A 21211-nucleotide genomic window follows, 5' to 3' on the forward strand; every position below is an offset into this window, starting at 1 on the left:
TGTCAGGCTGCGCCAGGCCCCGTCCCGCGAGGGAAGTCGAAGGTCACCCTCATGACGATGTCCTGCGGGTAGTTGCCGAACTTGCGGCCGAAGAGGTTCATGCCGCCGCGGTTGCGGGCGTCGGGCTTGACGCCCAGCCTCACCTTGATGTGGTTGGTCTGCGGCAGGGTCAGCTGCTCGATGCCGACGGCGCTCAGCTCCACGCCGTCGATCATGGACGACTTGGGGCCAACGCTCCATTGCTTGAGCAGGCCGTGGGTGGTGCGGTCGGTCTGCCACCAGGACGGCATCAGCAGCGAGGGCTTGCCGCCGTAGTCGCCGGGGCAGGTCCAGGTGCCGATCTCCACCTCGTTGATCCACAGCGTCAGGTCCGACGGCCAGTCCTCGTTGAACTGCGGCGCCTCGGAGCAGATCTCCATCGAGAGCTCCAGATGCGAAGGCACCGCGCCGTAGGGCAGGTTGTTGGGGAAGGCGTACTCGACGTAGCCATCGCCGCCGAACCACAGCAGCTGGGCGTAGACATGCTCGGGCTCGAAGAAGGAGCGCGGATCGTCCAGCATGCCGATGATCTTGGTCTCGCTGACCAGGCCGCAGGTGGGCTTGGCCTCCACATGCCGGTAGCTGCCGATGGGCATGTTGATGGAGATGACATTGGGCTTGCTCTCCACCGCCGCGCCGGGCAGGCGCAGGCGCACCTCGTCGTAGCGCTTGGAGCAGAGCTTCTGCTGGCCGCGCGTGCCGGGCTCCACTTCCACCGACACCAGGCCCACGGCCTGCAGCTGGTTGATGTTGAAGCTCACCGTCGAGTGCGGCAGGTCCATGGCCGAGGCCAACTCGGACACGTTCAGCACCTGGTGGGTCAGCATGCCCAGCATCGCCTGGCGGGTGTCCGAGGCCAGCGCCTTGGCCACGGCCAGCGCGGCATCGCCCTCCACCATCAAGATCCGGCTGCCCGAAACCTCCATATCCGCCCCTCTTCCACCTTTGGACCCAAAGAAGTTGCGAGTTTATGCGGGCACCCCGGCGGGGCGCAGCGCGCTTTCCCTGGGCGGCAGCGCACCGATTAGGGTAATGACTGATCGTTAATAACAAATAAACTGGCGACAATGCATCGCATGAGTTTCAGAGATCCCAGCGAGCGTGTGCACCGCCGGTTGAACCCCCTGACGGGCCGGCATGTCCTCGTCTCGCCGCACCGCACGCAGCGCCCCTGGCAGGGGGCCCAGGAAGCTGTCGATGACGCAGCCCTGCCGGCCCATGACCCCAGCTGCTACCTGTGCGCCGGCAGCACCCGCGCCAACGGCCAGCGCAACCCCGACTACCGCGGCACCTTCGTCTTCGGCAACGACTTCGCGGCTCTGCAGCTGGCGGATGGCGAAGCGCAAGCCAGTTCGGCGGCCGGTGGCCTGATGCAGACCGAGCCGGTGGCTGGCGAATGCCGCGTGCTCTGCTTCTCGCCCGATCACACCAAAACCCTGCCGGAGCTGGATTCGCCCGCCCTGCGCGCCGTCGTGCAGGCCTGGATGGAGCAGTCGGCCGACATGGGCCGGCGCCACGGCTGGGTGCAGGTGTTCGAGAACAAGGGCGCCGCCATGGGCTGCTCCAACCCGCATCCTCATGGCCAGGTCTGGGGGCTGGATCGGCTGCCCGACGAAGCCGAGCAGGAAGACATGCGCCAGCGCGACTTCCTGGCCGCCCAAGGCGAGCCCCTGCTGGTGCGCTATGCCCGGGAGGAGCTGGCCGCGCAGGAGCGCGTCGTTGTCGAGACCGAGCACTGGCTGGCCGTCGTGCCCTTCTGGGCGGCCTGGCCCTTCGAGACCCTGCTGCTGCCCAAGGCCCGCACGCTGCGCCTGGAGTCGCTCAGCGCCGTGCAGGCCGACGACCTAGCCGTCGCCGTGCGCCGGCTCACGACGCGCTACGACAACCTGTTCCGCTGCTCCTTCCCCTACTCCATGGGCTGGCATGGCGCGCCGCACGAGGCGGGCCGCGCCGACGACGACGCGCTGCGCCACTGGCAACTGCATGCCCACTTCTACCCGCCGCTGCTGCGCTCGGCGACGGTGCGAAAGTTCATGGTGGGATTCGAGATGCTGGGCGAGGCCCAGCGCGACCTGACGCCCGAAGCGGCCGCGCAGCGGCTGCGCGAGGTCAGCGACACGGTTCACTACCGGCGGCAGGCGAGGGCAGCATGAGCACTGCACTTCAAGCAACGCCGCGTGAACGCGCGGCGCAGGGGTTCCTGCGCGCCTTCGGCAGCGAAGCGCAGCGGTTCAGCCGTGCGCCGGCCCGCGTCAACCTGATTGGCGAGCACACCGACTACAACGAGGGCTATGCCATGCCCTGCGCCATCGACCGCGACACCGTCGTGGCCGCGGCGCCGCGTGATGGCGACGTCATCGAGGTGCTGGCCTGCGACATCGGTGAATCGCTGGGGCGCTTCCGCGTCGGCGAGGCTGCCGACGTCAGCACCAGCCCACAATGGCTGCGCTATGTGCAAGGCATGGTGGCCGTGCTGAAGGAGCGGGGCCATGCCGTCGGCGGCGCCCAACTGGCCATTGCCGGCAATGTGCCGCAGGGCGCGGGGCTGAGTTCATCGGCGTCGCTGGAAATGGCCATCGGCCAGGCGCTGTCGGCGCTCAACGGCTGGCAGCTGACACCTCAGGCGATGTCGCTGGCCGGGCAGAAGGCCGAGAACGTCTACGCCGGCTGCCAATGCGGCGTGCTGGACCAGATGAGTTCCTCCTTCGGCGTTGAAGGCCATGCCCTGCTGCTGGACTGCCGCAGCCTGGACGTGAAGCCCATTCCGCTGCCGGCGGGCACGGCGGTGCTGGTCATCGATTCCAAGATCCAACGCGGCCTGGTGGACAGTGAATACAACCTGCGCCGCCAGCAATGCGAGGCAGCCGCCACGGGCCTGGGCGTGAAGGCGCTGCGCGATGTGGACGATTCGCTGTGGTCGCGGCTGGGTGGTTCGCTGGACCTCGTCGTGCGCCGTCGTGCCCGACACATCATCAGCGACAGCCGGCGCTGCGAACTGATGGCCGACGCGATGGCGAGTGGCGACCTGCGTCAGATCGGCCAGCTGATGCGCGAGTCGCACTGGTCCATGCGCGACGACTTCGAGATCACCGTGCCGGCCATCGATGCGCTGGCGGCCCTGGTGCAGGACGTCATCGGCGAGGCCGGCGGCGCGCGCATGACGGGCGGCGGTTTCGGCGGCTGCGTCATCGCGCTGGCGCCGCAGGACGCGGTGGAAGAGATCCGCGCGGCTGTCACGGCGAACTATCGTTCGCCGGACGACCGTGAGGCCGAGGTCCATGTCTGCGCCGCTTCGAGCGGGGCGGGGGCGTTGGCATGACGGCGCCACGCGTGTTCGAGCTGCGCTCGGCCGACGGCCTGCGCATCTCCGTCACCGATGCAGGCGCCGCCTGGATGTCCTGCCTTGTGCCTGTCAATGGCGACGAACGCGAAGTGCTACTCGGCTACCAGACGCCAGCCGACTACCTGACCCAGCCCGGCTATCTCGGCGCCATCGTCGGCCGCTACGCCAACCGCATCGCTGGCGCCGGCTTCGCGCTCGACGGCCAGGACTTTGCGCTGCAGGCCAACGAGGGCGAACATCAGTTGCATGGCGGTGCGGGCGGATTCCATCGCAAGCTGTGGGAGCTCGTCTCGCACACCGAAGACCGGCTGGAACTCGCGCTGTGTTCGCCCGATGGCGACCAGGGTTTCCCGGGCGAGCTGAGCGTGCGCGCCATCTATCGCGTGGAGCCGAAGCTGACCGTCAGCGTGACGATCGAAGCCACGACGACGGCACCGACGCTGTGCAACCTGACGAGCCACGCCTACTTCAACCTCGATGGCGATGCGACTGACATCCGCAGCCACAGTCTGCAGATCGACGCCGACCGCTACCTGCCGGTCCGCGCCGACCTGATCCCTACCGGCGAGCAGGCCGAGGTTGCCGGCACGCCCTTCGACTTCCGCGCACCGCGCCGCATCAGCGAAGCGCTGAACGCATTGGCTGGAGCGACGCCGGCCTGCCATGACCACTGCTGGCTGGGCGGCAACGCGACGCTGCAATCCAGCGACGCGGCCCTCACGCTGGAGTTGCGCAGCACGGCCCCCGGCCTGCAGTTCTATGCCGGCGAGTTCCTGCCCCGCACGCCCGGCCGCGATGGCCGGCCCTACGCGAAGCACGCCGGCCTGGCCCTCGAACCGCAGGCCCTGCCCGACAGCCCCCATCACCCCGAATGGCCGCAGAAGCATGCCGTGCTGCGACCGGGCGAGGTCTATCGCCAACAGATCACCTACCGTTTCACCCCGGCCCCCCGACCATGAGCAACCCGACTTCCACCCCCGCCCGCTGGACGCCTGAGCAGGCCCACGCCTGGTTCAAGGCCCAGCCCTGGGCCCTGGGCGCCAACTTCGTGCCCGCCTCGGCCATCAACCAGCTGGCCATGTGGCAGGCCGAGACCTTCGATCCCGAGCGCATCGATCTCGAACTGAGCTGGGCCAAGGGCCTCGGCATGAACACCATGCGCGTCTTCCTGCACGATCTGGTGTGGTCGCAGGACGCCGCCGGCTTCAAGCAGCGCATCGCCCACTACCTGGATATCGCCGAGCGCCACGGCATCTTCACGATGTTCGTGCTGTTCGACTCCTGCTGGGACCCGCATCCCGTGCTCGGCCCCCAGCGCGAGCCCATCCCCGGCGTGCACAACTCCGGCTGGGTGCAAAGCCCCTCGGCCCCCCAGCTCGCCGACCGCTCGACCTGGCCCCAGCTGCGCGCCTATGTCGAGGACATCGTCAGGACTTTCGGCCAGGACAGGCGCGTCACCTACTGGGACGTCTGGAACGAGCCCGACAACAAGGGCGGCGGCATGGGCTACTACCTGCCGCGCGAGGCGCCGGACAAGGTGGCCTTGGTGGCGGAGCTCATCCCCCAGGCCTTTGACTGGGCCCGCGCCCAGAACCCCATCCAGCCCCTGACCAGCGGCCTCTGGCTGGGCGACAACTGGGCGCCGGACTCGCCCGAGCTGAACGCGGTGCAGAAGGCCCAGCTCGAGTGCTCTGACGTGGTGAGCTTCCACGACTACAACTGGCCCGAGAAGTTCGAGGCCCGCATCAGCCAGCTGCAGCAATACGGCCGCCCGCTGATCTGCACCGAGTACATGGCGCGCAGCCTGGGCTCCACCTTCGACATCGCCCTGCCCATCGCGGCTCGCGAGGACGTCGGCATGATCAACTGGGGTTTCGTGGACGGCAAGAGCCAGACCAAGATGCCCTGGGACTCCTGGCAGCGCCCCTACACCATCCACCCGCCGCTGGTGTGGTTTCATGATGTGCTGCACACGGACGGCAAACCCTATCGCGAGCGCGAGGCCGAGCTGCTGAGGCAGTACGGATCCCGCTCACGTTGACCTTCACCTGATACGCGCAGAGGCGCCGCAACGAACGGCGCCCGATCGGAGACACAGACCTTGACCGCAAGCATCGAATTCGCCGGTGTCACCAAGCGCTTTGGCGCCGTCGAAGTCATTCCTGACTTCTCGTTGAACATCGCCGCGGGCGAGTTCATCGTGCTGCTCGGCCCCTCGGGCTGCGGCAAGTCCACGCTGTTGCGCATGCTGGCGGGCCTGGAGAGCGTGTCGGGCGGCCGCATCTTGCTCGGCGGCCAGGACGTGACCGCCCTGCCGCCCGGCAAGCGCGGCCTGGCCATGGTCTTTCAGCAGTACGCGCTGTATCCCCACATGAGCGTGTTCGACAACATGGCCTTCGGCCTGCGCAATATCGGCATGGCCTCGGCGGAGGTCGACCAGCGCGTCAGGGCGGCGGCGCAGATGCTCGAGCTGGACGCCCTGCTGGACCGCAAGCCCGGCCAGCTCTCGGGCGGCCAGCGCCAGCGCGTCGCCATCGGCCGCGCCGTCGTCAAGGAGCCCAAGGCCTTCCTGTTCGACGAGCCCCTGTCCAACCTCGATGCCAAGCTGCGCGCTCGCACCCGCATCGAGATTGCCCGCCTGCACAAGCGCCTCGGTTCGACCATGGTCTTCGTCACCCACGACCAGGTCGAGGCCATGACGCTGGCCGACCGCATCGTCGTCATGAACGGCGGCCGCATCGAGCAGGTCGGCCAGCCGATGGAGATCTACCAGCGGCCGCGGACGAAGTTTGTCGCCGGCTTTGTCGGCAGCCCGGCCATGAATTTCCTGCCCGCCGAACGCGTGGCGGATGTGCAGGGATTTGTCACGGTGCGCCTGGCCAATGGCGCGGTGCTGCACACGCAGGTGAGGGCGGACATCGCATCGCGTGAACTCTGCATCGGCGTGCGGCCCGAAGGCTTGAAGCTGGCCGAGGGCGGCTCAGTAGCCGGCAGCGTCGAGCTGATCGAGCGCCTGGGCGAACGCAGCCTGGCCCACGTCGGGCTGGGGGACGGCACCGTCGTTGTCGCCGAGGTGCCGGTGCAGCGTCCACTGGCCATCGGCGACGTCGTCAGCCTGCAGCCCGAGCTGGATCAAGTCCACGTCTTCGATGCGGCCGGCCTGGCCTATCACGCGGCAACGCCATGAGCAGCAGCGCGACCCTCCAGCGCTCCGGCATGGCCACGCCCGCATGGGTCGGCTGGGCCTTCGTCGCGCCCTTCCTGCTCTGCTACTTCGGCCTGCTCGTCGCGCCGGTGCTGGAAGGCTTCTGGCTGTCGCTGAACGCCGTGGACCTGCTGACCGGCAAGGGCCAGTTCGTCGGCCTCGCCAATTTCATCGACCTGGTCAAGGACGAGATCTTCCTGCGCAGCGCCGCCAACACGGTGCTGTTCGCGGCCCTGTGCACGCCGGCCTTTGTCGGCCTGGGGCTTGCGCTGGCGCTGGTGCTGAACCGGCCCGGCAGGCTCGGCGCCTGGCTGCGCGGCATCTTCTTTGCGTCCAATGTGCTGTCGGTGACGGTGGTCACGCTGATCTGGCGCCTGGTGCTGCTGCCTGACCGCGGCCTGCTGAGCCTGGCTGTGCCCGGCTTCGCGCCGCTGACCGACGAGCACCTGGCCCTGCCCTTCATCGCCCTCGTCACGCTGTGGTGGGGCATAGGCCTGCCGATGACCCTCATCCTCGCGGCCCTGCAGCAGGTGCCGCGCGACCTCTACGAAGCCGCGGCCCTGGACAACACCAGCCGCTGGCGCTCCTTGCGCTTCATCACGCTGCCGGCGCTGCGCCGCACGCTGATCCTCGTCGCCATCGTGCAGCTGCTGGGCCAGCTGCAGGTCTTCGGCCAGGCCCAGCTGCTGACCAATGGCGGGCCCAACAACAGCACGCGCACCCTGGTGATGTTCATCTACGAGGCGCTGTTCGACCAATGGGCGCTGGGCTACTCGGCCGCGGCGGCGCAGCTGCTCTTCGTGCTGCTGGTGCTGGGCGTGTCGGTGCAGCGCTGGGCCGAAGGACGTGACAAGAGGGAGGAGGGCGCATGAGGACGTCTCTCTTCGACCGACTGCTGCTGGCGGCCGCCGTGCTGCTGGCCGTGCTGTGGGTGCTGCCTCTGGCCTGGGTGCTCGTGCTGTCCTTGAAGTCCAACGCGGTGCTGATGGAGCGTACCGATGCGTTGTTCTCGACGCCCTTCACGCTGCGCAACTACGCCGACATCCTGTCCAACTCCGCCGTCTTCCGCTGGGTGCTGAACAGCTGCGTCGTCGCCGGCGTGCAGACGCTGCTGGTGCTGCTGCTGTCGTCCCTGGCCGGCTATGGCTTCGCCCGCTGCGACTTCCGCGGCAAGCGCTTCGTCTTCGCCGCGGTGCTGGCGGGCCTGGCCGTGCCCGAGCCGGCCGTCGTCATCCCGCTGCACCGCTTCTTTGCCGAGCTGGGGCTGCACAACAGCTATGCGGGGTTGATCCTGCCGCGCCTGGCCGCGCCCTTCGGCGTCTTCTTGATGACGCAGTTCTTCAAGGCCATCCCGCGTGAGCTGGAGGAGGCGGCGCTGATGGACAACGCCTCGCGCTGGACCATCTTCTGGCGTGTCGTGCTGCCGCTGACGCTGCCGGCGCAGGCGACCCTGGGCATCTTCAGCTTCCTGGCGGCGTGGAACGACTATCTGTGGCCGCTGATCTCTGCGACCCGGCCCGAGATGTACACGCTGACCCTGGGCCTGGCGGCCACGCAGACCAATTTCGCGCAGTCCGAAGGCCTGGGCTTTCTGATGGCGCAAGCCGTGTTCGCCGCCCTGCCGGTGCTGGTGCTCTACGCCTTCTTCCAGCGCCATATCGTCGCCGCCGTGGCGGGAGGCAAGCCGGCATGAAGCGCCTCGTCTTCATGGCCGCGTTGCTTGCCGGCGCCGCTCAGGCCGCGCCGGTCGAGATCACATTGGCCCGCTTCTTCGGCAGCTGCGATGCCGAGTTCGGCCAGGTCACCGACCCGTCCCAGGTCAGCAGCGAATGCGGCATCGTGACGGTGCTGACCAACAAGTTCAACGCACAGAACGCCGGCCGCATCCGCGTCAACACGCAGGTGGTGGAGCACTCGGCCTACTACCCGCAGCTGGGGGCGCGTATCGTCGGCGGCGACCTGCCGACCATCGCCATCATGCACAGCTCGGTGCTGGGCGACTTCGCCAAGCGCGACCTGCTGCAGCCGCTGGACGCCGCGCTCGACGGCGCCGACTTCACGCCCCATGCCCGTCATGGCGTGACGCTGGGCGGCCGTGTGCTGGCCCTGCCCTACGACAGCCACGCCATGCTGTGGCATATCAACCTCGGCCTGATGAAGCAGGCCGGCCTGGTCGATGCTGCAGGCCACGCCAAGCTGCCGACGTCACCGCAGCAACTGCTCGACCAGGCCCGCGCTTTCAAGCGCGCGACGGGCAAGCCCTACTTCGTCTGGCTGACGCTGAACGACCCCAGCTTCTTCGCGCGCAGCGTGCTCGGCCTTGTCAACCAGCAGGGCGGCAGCCTCTTTCCCAGGACGGACCGCGCCATCGATCTCGGCACGCCGGAGGTGAAGGCGGCGGTGACGCTGATGCGCACGATCTACGCCGAAGGCCTGTCCACCCGCTACATGGACTACAGCGCCGCCCTGCAGGCCTTCATGGCGGGCTCCGGGGGCGTGATGCTCAACGGCACCTGGCTGCTCGGCCAGCTGAACGACCGCGCCGCCCAGGCCGGCAACCCGCTGAGCCGCGCCTATGAGGCCCTGCCGGAGCCCCAGCTCTATGCCAAGCCTGCCACCTGGGCCGACAGCCATGTCTGGGTCATGCTGCGCAATCCGCGCCAGACCGCGACCGAGCGCGAAGCGGCCCATGCTTTCCTGCGCTTCTTGAACGACGAGAGCCTGGCCTGGGCCCGCACCGGCCAGCTGCCCGCGCGTCAGTCCGCGGTCGACAACCCGGCCTTCAAGGCCTTGCCCATGCGCGCCGCCCTCGGACCCGTCGCGCAGATCGGCGCCGGCCTGCCCACCACCGTCGCCCGCCAGGCACGCGTGATGGGTCTGCTGGGCGAAACGGTGTCGGCCGTCGTCGTGTCGGGCGAGCCCATGGAGTCCACGCTGGCCAAGGGCCAGCAGCGCATCAATCGCCTGCTGGAGCGCGAAGCCCGCTTCCTCGGGCAGTGATGCAGGGGCGCCACTCATGGTTTGCGCTAGTTTTATAACAAGTAAATTGGTGAATAATCAATTCAATGATCGGAAAAGCCCGTCGAAGCGGTGCAGACCGATCGCTGAATGAGCAGGTTCTGAAGGCCGGCCACGGAGGGAATCCCCATGGCCGGGTGGCGCCAGCCTCCCGACAAGGGTGTCGGTGCGCCTAATGTTGCAAGAAAAGTTGTTTGTAATGGCTGCTTGCCGAGGCGCCAAACACGCCGCGGCTCAGGACTGAAGGGGACGCGTCCATAGCGGCGCTCAAGATTTCATTCAAAAACCGGCCCAAGGCGGCGCCACGCAGCGTCGTCCAAGCCTCAGGAGACAAAACCAATGACACAGCGATTCACTCTCTCGCCGGTCTCGGCCGCCGCCATGCTGGCCCTGGCCCTCAGCGGCCAGCAGGCCGTCGCCCAGGAAGCCGCCAAGCCGGCCGCCGACAACAAGCTGGACCAGGTGGTCATCATCGGCCAGCGTGCCAGCCGCAATGCCGCCGTGCAGGCCAAGCGCGATGCCGACCAGGTCGTCGAGTCCATCGTCGCCGACGACATCGGCAAGTTCCCCGACAACACCGTGGCGGAAGCCCTGCAGCGCGTGCCCGGCGTGCAGACGGTCGTCGGCTTCAACAACGAAATCGTCAACCCGCTGATCCGCGGCATCGGCGACATCATCACGACCGTCGACGGCCGCGAGATGTTCACCGGCGTGGGCCGCGGCTTCGCCTTCCAGGACCTGCCGGCCGAGGCCATCTCGCGCGCCGACGTCTACAAGTCGGCCGGTGCCAATGTGCTGGAAGGCGGCGTGGCCGGCGCCATCGACCTGAAGCTGCGCAAGCCCATGGAGTTCCGCAAGGGGCTGACCCTGGTCGTCAACGGCCGCGCCAATGCGGGCGAGTTCGCCACCAAGCCCAGCACCAAGCTCGGCGTGCTCGGTTCCTACCGCACCCAGACGGATGCCGGCGAGATCGGCTTCCTGGCCGACATCTCCTACGCCGACCACAAGTTCAACCGCCCCATCTCCTTCAACTGCGATCCGCGCTCCGGCACCAATGGGCCCGCGGGTGCGGCCGGCATCGTGCTGCCCACTTGCGTCGGCGGCCTGACCGACACCGGCGGCTACCAGCGCCCGCAGGCCAATGCGTCCATCCAGTGGCGCCCCAACAAGGAGAACGAGTTCTACGCCGACGCGCTGTACGCCGGCTACCGCGGCAAGTTCGGCACCTACTTCATCTTCTCGGACATCTTCGCCGCGGCCAACATCACCAACGCCAAGGCCAGCACCGACTGCTTCGACGCCCGCATCAACGGCGCCGGCTTCCTCGGCGACGCCAACGCCGGCATCCAGCACCTGTGCAACGGCGTCTCGGCCACGTTCAACAACGTGCCCGGCCTGACCAGCACCCAGGCCAAGACCGGCGCGACCGACCAGCGCGTGCTGGCTGGCGGCTGGAAGTACAACAGCGGCCCGCTGTCCATGAACGTCGACCTCTCGCACATGGCGTCGGACAACCGCAACCGCAACATCATCGTCGACATCGGCAAGCAGATCGCGGCCGTCGACATCGTCGTCAACGACGGCGGCAACGGCACCACCAACATGCCCGGCAACCCGCTGGGCAGCAAGACCGACTTCCGCTTCGCCAACGGCCTGTTCCAGGACCTGAACTGGGCCAAGAGCGAGCAGAACGCCGTGGCGCTGAAAGGCAGCTACGAGCTGAGCGGCTTCATCACCAGCATCGACTTCGGCGCCCGCGCCGCCGATCGCGATTCGCAGTGGCGCGCCAACGAAGCCGGCGGCCCTGGCGCCCCGGGCGGCAACCGCGTCACCCTGGTCAGCTCGGCCACCCAGCTGCCGGCCGACTTCCTGATCCAGTCGCCCAACTGCATCCCGCAGATCAACGGCTGCCAGCCCTGGATGACGCCCAACCCCGACTACCTGCGCAGCAACACCGACGTGCTGCGCGTGCTCTACGGCAGCCAGCCGGGCGACCCGGCCTATGCACCGGTCAACAACTACGACGCCAGCGAGAAGACCTACGCCCTCTATGTGCAGCCGCACTACGAGACCAGCATCGGCGGCATGCGCCTGGATGGCGTCTTCGGCGGCCGCTTCGTGCGCTCGGAGCGCACCATCTCCGGCGCGGGCCGCATCAGCGGCGTCGTCACGCCGCAGACGGCCTCGTCCACGACCAACCATTTCCTGCCCAATGCCAGCGCCAAGCTGGAGGTGCAGCCCAACCTCATCGTGCGTGCCACTGGCGGCGTCACGATGGCGCGCCCGGGCCTGGGCGACCTGAACCCGACGCTGAACTATTCGGTGCCCTTGAACGCCAACGTCATCCCCGGCGGCAGCGGCGGCAACCCCGAGCTCAAGGATCAGATGAGCACGGCCTATGACCTGTCCATCGAGAAGTACTTCGGCAAGGGCAGCTATCTGCAGGCGGCCATCTACCACCGCACGTTGAAGGACCGCGTCGTGCGCTCCGTGGCCCGCGAGGTCATCGGCGGCGTCACCTACGACATGAGCCGCCCGCGCAACCTCGGCAAGGCCACGCTGAAGGGCCTGGAGCTGAGCGGCCAGTACTTCCTGGACATGCTGCCCGGCGCCTTGAGCGGCGTCGGCGTGTTCGGCAACTACACGATGGCGGACAGCAAGGTCGACACCGTCGGCGACAAGCTCTTCGGCAAGCCGCTGCTGGGCGTGTCCAAGCACAGCTACAACGCCGGCCTGCTGTACGAGAAGTACGGCATCACCAGCCGCCTGACCTACACCTGGCGCGACAAGTTCAACGAAGGCCAGATCGACTGCCTGGTCGCCTCGCCGGCCGAGAACGGCCTGGCCACCGGCATCTGCGGCAACAACAACGCGCCCTACTACAACCGCGTCAAGGCCTACGGCCGGCTGGACTTCGCCATCGGCTACCAGGTCAGCGAGCAGCTCAGCGTCAGCCTCAACGCCAACAACCTGACCGGCGCCAAGTACTACAGCTACTTCCAGAACCAGAGCTTCCCGCACGACATCCGGTCGGACGACAAGTTCTATGGGCTGAGCTTCAACTTCAAATTGTGATTGTTGGCCCCTCGTCTGGCCTTGCCTGCTGAACGCGGCAAGTCCAGCGGGACCGCGCTGCGCCAGTGCCGCAGCGCTTCGGCAGGCACATCGCGCCCACTGGGCGCAATGTGTCCGGCCGAAGCCCCCGAGGGGACGGCGATGCGTGGCGGATTGACCGCCACGCACATCGCCAGACGGGCCGGCTTGGGAGCGCCCCGGCGCTCGGCCCGGAAGACCAGGGGCTTTCGTTGATCTCCGTGCGGCGCAAGGTTCGGCGCCGCCTTTTCAGCCAGCCTTCGTGCACGCGCCATTCCGGCGCGTGTCGGGGCGGCGCTTTTTCTTCTCAAAGCGCATATGCAACGACGCCTCGCCCTCGCCACCCTTGTCGCAGCCGGCCTGCCCGCCTGGGCCGCCGACGGCAAGAAGATCGTCCTCGGCTTCTCGCAGATCGGTGCCGAATCGGCCTGGCGCACGGCCAACACGGCCTCGATCAAGCAGGCGGCCAAGGATGCCGGCATCGAGCTGAAGTTCGCGGATGCCCAGCAGAAGCAGGAGAACCAGATCAAGGCCCTGCGTGCCTTCATCGCGCAGAAGGTCGACGTCATCGCGCTGTCGCCCGTCGTCGAGACCGGCTGGGGCACCGTGCTGCGCGAGGCCAAGGCCGCGGGCATTCCGGTCATCCTCACCGACCGCCTGGTGAAAGAGGCCGACGAGAGCCTGTGGGCCAGCTTCATGGGCTCGGACTTCGTCGAGGAAGGCCGCCGCGCCGGCCGCTGGCTGCTGGACAGGACCAAGGGCGGCAAGGGCGAGATTCGCATCGTCGAGCTGCAGGGCACCGTCGGCGCGGCACCCGCCTTGGACCGCAAGAAGGGCTTTGAGGAGGCCATCAAGGCCGACACGCGACTCAAGATCGTGCGCACCCAGACGGCCGACTTCAGCCGCGCCAAGGGCAAGGAAGTCATGGAGGCCTTCCTGAAGGCGGAAGCCGGCAGGAAGATCCATGTCCTCTACGCCCACAACGACGACATGGCTCTGGGCGCCATCCAGGCCATCGAGGAGGCCGGCCTCAAGCCGGGCCAGGACCTCCTCGTCGTCTCCATCGACGGCGTGAAGGCGGCCTTCCAGGCCATGGTGGCCGGCAAGCTCAACGTGACGGTCGAATGCAGCCCGCTGCTCGGCCCGCCGCTGATGCAGGCCGTCAAGGACCTGAAGGCCGGCAAGCCCCTGCCGCGCCGCCTCATCACCGAGGAAGGCGTCTTCCCGGCCGAAGTCGCCGCGCGCGAGCTGCCCAGGCGCCAATACTGATGTCGGTGGTCCTGCAGGCTCATGGCGTGGCCAAGGCCTTCAGTGGCGTGCGCGCCCTCGTGGACGCCGCGCTGACGCTGCGCGCCGGCGAGGTCCATGTGCTGATGGGCCAGAACGGCGCGGGCAAGTCCACGCTGATCAAGATCCTGGCCGGCGTGCAGGGCCGCGACGCCGGCGACATCCATCTTGACGGCGCGCCGCTGCAGGGCCGCACGCCCGCAGCCATGCAGCGCGCCGGCGTGGCCGTGGTGCACCAGGAGGTGCAGCTCTGCCCCAATCTGTCGGTGGCCGAGAACATCCTGGCGGGGCGCTTCCCGCGCCGCTGGTGGGGCATCGACTGGCGCCAGATGCGAAGCGAGGCGAAGGCGGCAGTCCAGCGGCTGGGCCTGGACGTCAACGTGGACCGCCCGCTCGGCGAGCTGCGGGTGGCGGTGCAGCAGCTCGTGGCCATCGCCCGCGCCCTGCACCAGCAGGCCCGCGTCCTCATCCTCGACGAGCCCACTTCCAGCCTCGACGAGGCCGAGACGGCCCGCCTGCTCGCGCTGCTGCACCAGCTGCGCGGGGAGGGCGTCGCCATCCTGTTGGTCACCCACTTTCTCGACCAGGCCTATGCCGTGGCCGACCGCTTCACGGTGCTGCGCAACGGCGAGTTCGTCGGCGAGTACCCGGCCGAGCTGCCGCGCATGAAGCTGGTGCAGCTGATGATCGGCCGCGAGCTGTCGGCCACGACCTCGGCACGCGAGGAGCGCGCCGCCGCCGGCACGCCTTTGCTCGAAGCGAAACAGCTCGGCCGCGGCAGCGCGGTCGCCGGCGTGAGCTTCGGCGTTGCAGCCGGTGAAGTGCTGGGCCTGGCCGGCCTGCTCGGCGCGGGCCGCACGGAGGTCGCCCGCCTGCTGTTCGGAGCCGACCGTGCCGATCGAGGCGAACTGCGTGTCGACGGTCGGCCCGTCGCCTTCCACAGCCCGCGCGACGCCGTGCGCGCCGGCCTGGCCTTCTGCCCCGAGGAGCGCAAGGTCGACGGCATCGTCGCGGCCCTGAGCGTGCGCGAGAACATCGTGCTCGCGCTGCAGGCTCGCCGCGGCGTCTGGCCCTTCATGTCCCGCGCTGCCCAGCGTGAACTGGCCGAGACCTTCATCCAGCGGCTGGGCATCAAGACGGCCGACGCCGAAACCCCCATCGGCCTGCTCTCCGGCGGCAACCAGCAGAAAGCCATCCTGGCCCGTTGGCTGGCCACCGAGCCGCGCCTGCTCATCCTCGACGAGCCGACGCGCGGCATCGACATCGCTGCCAAGCAGGACCTGATGGAGCGGGTGCTGACGCTGTGCCGTAGCGGCATGGCCCTGGTCTTCATCTCCTCCGAGCTGCCCGAGGTGCTGCGCGCCAGCGACCGCGTCGTCGTCATGCGCGAGCGCCGCCAGGTGGCCGAGCTGGATGCGCGCGGCCTGAGCGAAGCGCAGTTGCTGGAGCGCATGGCGGCATGAAGCACGCCGCCTTTGTCCTCGCCGCGCTGTTGACCCTCAATGCGCTGCTGAACCCCGGCTTCATCCACGTCCGCTGGCAGGACGGCCATGTCTATGGTGCGCTGATCGACATCGCCAACCGCGCCGCGCCGCTGATGGTCGTCGCCATGGGCATGACCCTGGTCATCGCCGTGCGCGGCATCGACATCTCGGTCGGCGCCGTCGTCGCCATCACAGCCGCCGTCGCGGCCGATCTGATCAACAGCAGCGGCTCTCTGGCTTTGGCCATCGTTGCCGGCCTGGGTGCCGCGGCGCTGTGCGGCCTGTTCAACGGCCTGCTGGTCGTCGCCGGCGGCATCCAGCCCATCATCGCGACGCTGATCCTGATGACGGCCGGCCGCGGCATCGCCCAGCTCATCACCGACGGCCAGGTGCTCAGCATTGACGACGCCGGCTATGCCCTTCTCGGCAGCGGCTTCCTGTTCGGCCTGCCCTTTGCGCCCTGGCTGGCCCTGGGCCTCGCCTTGCTGCTGGGCGGGCTCAAGCACCGCACGGCCCTGGGCCTGTTCCTGCAGGCCAGCGGCGCCAACCCGGCCGCCGCGCGCCTGGCCGGCGTGAACGCGGCGCTGTTGATCCTGGCCGTCTACATCGCCTGCGGCCTGTGCGCCGGCTTGGGCGGTTTGATGATCAGCGCCAACATCAGGAGCGCGGACGCCAACAACGCCGGCCTGATGCTGGAGCTGGACGCGATCCTGGCCGTCACGCTGGGTGGCACCTCGCTGCTGGGTGGGCGCTTCAGCCTGCGTGGCAGCCTGCTGGGCGCGCTCATCATCCAGACGTTGACGACCAGCATCTATGCCCTCGGCATCGCGCCCGAGGTCACGCTGGTCGTCAAGGCGGCGGTGGTGTTCGCGGTGTCCATCAGCCAGTCGGCCGTGTGGAGGCGCGCATGAAGTTCAGCGCACAAGACCTGCCGAGCTGGGCCTCGCTGGCGCTGCTCGTTGTCGCCACGCTCGGGGGTGCGGCCGCGTACCCGGGTCTGCTGTCGGGACAGGTGTTGCTGAACCTGCTGATCGACAACGCCTTCCTGCTCGTCGTCGCCGTCGGCATGAGCTTCGTCATCCTGTCCGGCGGCATCGACCTGTCGGTGGGCGCGGTCGTCGCGCTGACGACGATGGGCCTGGCCCTGGGCGCGGAGCGCGCGCAGCTGGCGCCCGGGCTGTTGATCCCGCTGCTGCTGCTGGGCGGCGCGGCCTTTGGCGCGGCCATGGGCTGGGTCATCCAGGCCTTTGCGGTGCCGGCCTTCATCGTCACGCTGGCCGGCCTCTTCCTGGCGCGCGGGCTTTGCTATGTGCTCAGCGTCGATGCCATCCCCATCGCCAACGAGACGCTGGCCGCCTGGTCGCAGGCGCGCTGGTCGCTGGGCCCGCTGGGTGAGATCACGCCGGGCGCCGTTGCCGCGCTGGCCCTGCTGGCGCTGGCCGTGTGGGTGGCGCGCTCGACCGGATTTGGCCGTGCGGTCTATGCACTGGGCGGGCAGGAATCGTCCGCACGCCTGATGGGCCTGCCCGTGGCCGCCACGCGCATCGCCGTCTATGCCGTCAGCGGCCTGTGCGCGGCGCTGGGCGGCGTGCTGTTCGGCATCTACACGCTGTCCGGCTACGGCCTGCATGCTCAGGGGCTGGAGCTGGACGCGATCGCCGCCGTCGTCATCGGCGGCGCGTTGCTCAGCGGCGGCACCGGCCATGTGCTGGGCGCGCTGACCGGCGTTCTGATGCTCGGCCTGATCCAGACGCTGATCCTGTTCGACGGCAGCTTGAGCTCCTGGTGGACGCGCATCGTCGTCGGCGCGCTGCTGGGGTTGTTCTGCGGGCTGCAGCGCCTGCTCGTGTGGTGGCACGGCCGCCGCACCTCCCCTGATTCATCCACGAGGTTGTCATGAGACTGCTGATATCCGCTCTTGTCCTCGCGTTCGCGAGCGCCACCCACGCGCAGGAGCCCGAGAAGCCCGTCGTCCCCGGCGTGCGCCTGACCACGCCCTGGACCGCCGAGGCCGAGAAGGCCGCCGTGCCCCTGCCCGAGTACCCGCGCCCCCAGCTCGTGCGCAAGGCCTGGCTGAACCTGAACGGCCCTTGGGATTACTGGGGCGGCAAGGGAGCGCCCGATGCCCGCCATGTGCCGTCCACGGCGCCGGCCTTCCCGGCCAAGCTGGAGCAGGTGAGGGTGCCCTATCCGGTCGAGTCGCGCCTCTCCGGCATCGAGCGACTCGGTGAGGTCAACCTCTGGTATCGCCGCTCGTTCGAGATCCCTGCCGCCTGGGCGGGCCAGCGCGTGCGCGTCAATTTCGGCGCGGTGGACCGCGTCGCCAATGTCTATGTCAACGGCACGCGCGTCGGCTTCCACGACGGCGGCTATGCGTCCTTCAGCTTCGACATCACCGATCACCTGAAAGCGGGCCACAACGAGCTGGTCGTCTCCGCCTTCGATCCCAGCACCGGCGACGGCATGCTGGGCAAGCAGTCATTGAAACCCGGCGGCATCTTCTACACGCCCAGCTCCGGCATCTGGCAGACGGTGTGGCTGGAGCCGGTCGGCGCGGCCCATGTGGCGCGGCTGGACCTGACGCCCGACGTCGCCAAGCAGCGCCTGCAAGTCATCGTGCGCGCCGACGCGGATGCTGAAGTCGAGGCCGTCGCCTATCGTGACGGCAAGCCGGTCGGCCGCGTCACGGGCCGCCCCGGCACCGAGCTGCACATCCCCGTGCCCAAGCCGCGCCTGTGGTCGCCGGACGATCCCTTCCTCTACGACCTCAAGGTCACGCTGCGCCGCAACGACAAGGTCGTCGACCAGGTCGACAGCTATTTCGGCATGCGCTCGATGAGCATCGGCGTTGTCGCCGGCGTGCCGCGCCCGCTGCTCAACGGCAGGTTCGTCTTCCAGTTCGGCCCGCTGGACCAGGGCTTCTGGCCGGATGGCCTCTACACGGCGCCGACCGACGAGGCGCTGAAGTTCGATCTGCAGGCCACCAAGGACCTGGGCTTCAACATGGTCCGCAAGCACATCAAGGTGGAGCCGGCGCGCTGGTTCTACTGGGCCGACAGGCTGGGCCTCTTGGTGTGGCAGGACATGCCCCAGGCCTGGGATGCCGAGAAGGACCTGGCGATCCGCAGCCGCACCGAGGGCCAGATGCGCGAGATCGTCGATCAGCTGCGCAGCGTGCCGTCCATCGTCTCGTGGGTCATCTTCAATGAGAGCTGGGGCGACTTCGACCACCGCCGCATGTCCGATGCCTTCAAGGCCCTGGATACGACCCGCCTCATCAACACCCACTCCGGCATCAACTTCGATCCCCACGACCAGGGCGGCGGCGATGTCATCGACCTGCACGACTACCCTGGCCCGCAGCCGGTCAATTGGCAGCCCGGCCGCATCGCCGTCCTCGGCGAGTACGGCGGCAACAGCCTGCGCACGCCCGGCCATATGTTCCGGCCCGACTCCAAGTGCTGCTACCTGCTCTACGAGAGCAAGGAGGCGGTCACCAAGGTCTATGTCGAGCAGGCCGCCAAGCTGCGCGAGTACGCCGCGACACAGGGCTTGAGTGCGGCGGTCTACACCGAGACGACCGATGTCGAGGAGGAGCTCAACGGCTTCTTCACCTACGACCGCCGTGTGCAGAAGCTGGACTTCGAGCGCGTGAAGAAGGCCAACCGCGAGCTGATCCAGTTCGGCCGCTGAATTTTCCCCGGGGGTTCCATCCTGAGCGGCCGCCAGAGCCGCGTTCTTCCATCCACCAGGAGACAGGCATGAGAGTTTTGTTCATCTTGATGGCGGCGCTGTGCGCGCTGCTGACCGGTACCGCGGCCCGCGCGGCCGATGTGGTGCTCAACACCACGCAGGACAGCTTCTACCCGCGCATGATCAGGCTCGCCGCCAGTGGCGGCGCCAACGGGCGGCTGATCGCCTCCCACGACCTCGGCGGCAGCCAGTCGCTGATCTACGAGAGCACCAACCAGGGGGCGAGCTGGACCCAGGTCGGCAGCATCACCGTGCCCGAGCCCTGGCATTGCTGCAGCGGTCTGTGGGAGGTGCCGCAGACGCTGGGCTCGACCACGGCGGGCACGCTGTTCTGGGCCACCACCGGCCGCAACGGCACGACCCACACCATCCGCCTGTACCGCAGCACCGACGTGGGCCGCACCTGGACGCAGCTGTCGGTGCCCGCCGTCGGCAACACCGGCATCTGGGAGCCCGAGTTCGCCATCGACAGCGCTGGCCGGTTGCTGATGTTCTATTCCAGCGAGGAGTACAAGTCCGGCGGCTTCAACCAGCTGATCGCCCACAAGGTCTCCACCAACGGCGGCCTGACCTGGGGCGCCGATGTCGTCGACGTCGGCATCAGCGACGGCGGCGACCTGCGACCCGGCATGCCCATCGTGCGCAAGCTGCCCAACGGTACGTATGTGATGAGCTACGAGATCTGTGGCTCGCGCGCCTGCGACGTCTATGTGCGCACCTCCAGCAACGGCAGCAGCTGGGGCACGGCCAGCAATATGGGCACGCGCGTCGAGTCCACGGCGGGCAACCACTTCAGCCACACGCCCACCATCACCTGGATGAACGACGGCAGCCCGCAGGGCCGCATCCTGCTGATCGGCCAGCTGCTGCGCCGCAATGGCACGAATGCGCTGAACGAGGACGCCAACGGCCGCGTCTACATGTTCAACACCAATGGCGGCACGGGTGCCTGGACCGAGGCTGCCACGCCGCTGGCCACACCGGTCAACACCGGTGGCGATGCCTGCACCAACTACAGCAGCCAGCTGCTGGCCTCCAGTGACAACCAGCGCGTGCTGCAACTGGCCGGCATGGGCTGCCGCATGCAGTTCGCCAGCGCGCCGCTGAACCATCCGGTGGCTGATGGCGTCTATCGCATCGTCGCCAAGCACAGCAACCAGGTGCTGGATGTGGCCGGCTGCTCGACGACGGTGGGTGCCGACGTGGCCCAGTACACCTGGATCGGCGGCGACTGCCAGCGCTGGAAGGTGACCAACGCGGCCAACGGCGTCTACACCATCACCGCCCAGCACAGCGGCCAGGCGCTCGATGTGAATGGCTGCTCCACCGCCGCCGGCGGCGACGTGCGCCAGCAGACGGTGAACGGTCTGAACTGCCAGAAGTGGCGCATCGAACCGGTGGGTGACGGCCACTATCGGGTCATCAACCACAACAGCAATCTCGTGCTGGATGTGAATGCCTGCTCGACCGCGACCGGCGCCAATGTGCAGCAATGGACGTGGGTGGGCGGCGACTGCCAGCGCTGGCGCTTCGAGCGCGTCAGCCCCAACTCGGTGGCCAACGCCACCTACAAGGTCATCGCCAAGCACAGCGGCCAGGCGCTTGACGTGAACGCCTGCTCGCCCGCCGCCGGCGGCAATATCCAGCAATGGCCCTACAGCGGCGCCAACTGCCAGCGCTGGAATGTCACGCAGACCAGCGACGGCTTCTACGAGTTCACCTCCGTCAACAGCGGACTGAAGATGGACGTGCAGGACGCCTCGCTGCGCATGGGCGCCGACGTGCGCCAGTGGACGGCCAACAACGCGCCGGCCCAGCGCTGGGGCATAGAGAACGTCGGCTCGGGCTATGTGCGCATCGTCAGCAAGAACAGCGGCCGCGTGCTGGATGTGGCCGGTTGTTCAACAGCCAATGGCGCGGATGTCGCGCAGTGGGAATGGCTGGGCGGTGATTGCCAGCGTTGGCAGCTCCTGCCCCCGTGAACTCAAG

The 21211-nt window shown here is 68.3% G+C and carries 16 protein-coding genes; 15 read left to right on the top strand and 1 reads right to left on the bottom strand.

From position 1 onward, the window contains the following. Positions 1-2: 2 nt before the first annotated feature. On the bottom strand, positions 3-965 hold the full coding sequence (locus AC07OY_RS00465; RefSeq protein ID WP_495040557.1) for an ArsR/SmtB family transcription factor: 963 nt from the start codon (positions 963-965) through the stop codon (positions 3-5). 150 nt (positions 966-1115) lie between these two features. Here AC07OY_RS00465 and AC07OY_RS00470 point away from each other — a divergent pair, with 150 nt between their 5' ends. From AC07OY_RS00470 to AC07OY_RS00540, 15 genes are all read left to right on the top strand, one after another. Next, entirely contained in the window at positions 1116-2192 is a 1077-nt protein-coding gene (locus AC07OY_RS00470; protein WP_495040558.1) for a UDP-glucose--hexose-1-phosphate uridylyltransferase, read from the top strand. Next, positions 2189-3358, top strand: coding sequence for a galactokinase (gene galK / locus AC07OY_RS00475; RefSeq protein ID WP_495040559.1), 1170 nt, complete (start codon positions 2189-2191; stop codon positions 3356-3358). Before AC07OY_RS00470 ends, galK begins: the two co-directional genes overlap by 4 nt. Then, complete coding sequence (locus tag AC07OY_RS00480; RefSeq protein ID WP_495040561.1) at positions 3355-4341, top strand: aldose epimerase family protein; 987 nt, start codon at positions 3355-3357, stop codon at positions 4339-4341. Before galK ends, AC07OY_RS00480 begins: the two co-directional genes overlap by 4 nt. Then, positions 4338-5423, top strand: a complete 1086-nt coding sequence (locus AC07OY_RS00485) for a glycoside hydrolase 5 family protein (protein ID WP_495040562.1) — start codon at positions 4338-4340, stop codon at positions 5421-5423. The genes AC07OY_RS00480 and AC07OY_RS00485 overlap by 4 nt, the downstream gene beginning before the upstream one ends. A gap of 60 nt (positions 5424-5483) precedes the next feature. Further along, positions 5484-6569 carry an ABC transporter ATP-binding protein gene (locus AC07OY_RS00490; protein ID WP_495040563.1) on the top strand — a complete coding sequence of 362 codons (1086 nt, stop codon included), beginning with the start codon at positions 5484-5486 and terminating at the stop codon, positions 6567-6569. Then, the gene (locus AC07OY_RS00495) at positions 6566-7459 is read left to right on the top strand and encodes a carbohydrate ABC transporter permease (protein WP_495040564.1); all 894 of its coding nucleotides are present in this window, start codon (positions 6566-6568) and stop codon (positions 7457-7459) included. The genes AC07OY_RS00490 and AC07OY_RS00495 overlap by 4 nt, the downstream gene beginning before the upstream one ends. Continuing rightward, positions 7456-8280 (top strand): carbohydrate ABC transporter permease, encoded by an 825-nt coding sequence (locus tag AC07OY_RS00500; RefSeq protein ID WP_495040566.1) that lies wholly within the window; start codon positions 7456-7458, stop codon positions 8278-8280. Before AC07OY_RS00495 ends, AC07OY_RS00500 begins: the two co-directional genes overlap by 4 nt. After that, on the top strand, positions 8277-9587 hold the full coding sequence (locus AC07OY_RS00505; RefSeq protein ID WP_495040567.1) for an ABC transporter substrate-binding protein: 1311 nt from the start codon (positions 8277-8279) through the stop codon (positions 9585-9587). The genes AC07OY_RS00500 and AC07OY_RS00505 overlap by 4 nt, the downstream gene beginning before the upstream one ends. Positions 9588-9944: 357 nt before the next feature. Next, positions 9945-12680 carry a TonB-dependent receptor gene (locus AC07OY_RS00510; RefSeq protein WP_495040568.1) on the top strand — a complete coding sequence of 912 codons (2736 nt, stop codon included), beginning with the start codon at positions 9945-9947 and terminating at the stop codon, positions 12678-12680. Between the two features lie 336 nt (positions 12681-13016). After that, a complete protein-coding gene (locus tag AC07OY_RS00515; protein WP_495040569.1) occupies positions 13017-13967 on the top strand; it encodes an ABC transporter substrate-binding protein in 951 nt (316 codons plus the stop codon). Next, entirely contained in the window at positions 13967-15448 is a 1482-nt protein-coding gene (locus tag AC07OY_RS00520; protein ID WP_495040570.1) for a sugar ABC transporter ATP-binding protein, read from the top strand. The genes AC07OY_RS00515 and AC07OY_RS00520 overlap by 1 nt, the downstream gene beginning before the upstream one ends. Next, on the top strand, positions 15445-16380 hold the full coding sequence (locus AC07OY_RS00525) for an ABC transporter permease (protein ID WP_495040571.1): 936 nt from the start codon (positions 15445-15447) through the stop codon (positions 16378-16380). The genes AC07OY_RS00520 and AC07OY_RS00525 overlap by 4 nt, the downstream gene beginning before the upstream one ends. Next, positions 16377-17369: a galactofuranose ABC transporter, permease protein YjfF gene (gene yjfF, locus AC07OY_RS00530; protein ID WP_495040572.1), complete on the top strand. Its 993-nt coding sequence runs from the start codon at positions 16377-16379 to the stop codon at positions 17367-17369. The genes AC07OY_RS00525 and yjfF overlap by 4 nt, the downstream gene beginning before the upstream one ends. Further along, positions 17366-19162, top strand: a complete 1797-nt coding sequence (locus AC07OY_RS00535; RefSeq protein WP_495040573.1) for a glycoside hydrolase family 2 protein — start codon at positions 17366-17368, stop codon at positions 19160-19162. The genes yjfF and AC07OY_RS00535 overlap by 4 nt, the downstream gene beginning before the upstream one ends. Before the next feature lie 68 nt (positions 19163-19230). After that, complete coding sequence (locus AC07OY_RS00540; RefSeq protein WP_495040574.1) at positions 19231-21204, top strand: RICIN domain-containing protein; 1974 nt, start codon at positions 19231-19233, stop codon at positions 21202-21204. Positions 21205-21211 lie beyond the last annotated feature (7 nt).

It is taken from the genome of Roseateles sp. GW821-FHT09H10 (assembly GCF_059415865.1).